The sequence below is a fragment of the Isoptericola sp. NPDC056134 genome (genome assembly GCF_042264825.1).
GTDB lineage: Bacteria > Actinomycetota > Actinomycetes > Actinomycetales > Cellulomonadaceae > Isoptericola > Isoptericola nanjingensis.
Genome location: NZ_JBHJVM010000092.1, coordinates 838 through 1,112, shown reverse-complemented (window position 1 = coordinate 1,112; position 275 = coordinate 838).

Below are 275 nucleotides of genomic sequence, written 5' to 3'. Positions count from 1 at the left end.
GCCCCGAAGCGATCGAGGACTGGGAGTTCGAGCTGCGCATGGGGATCTCGCGAGACGAGGCGGGCCAGGTCTTGCGACGGATCGCAGGGAGGTGAACGCCCCTCCGCAGTGAGGCGGAGCGGCCCGCTCTGCGCCTGCACGGCGGACGAGGGCGTGCGTGTCGAACGGGCGATCCTCTGGCCTTGGTCGCGTTCGACGGCGGCGGGATCGTCCGCGGTGGTCCGGCGCCAGCAGGCCGTGTGCTCTCGGCAGGTCGGGGACGCGGCCCGGGGCTC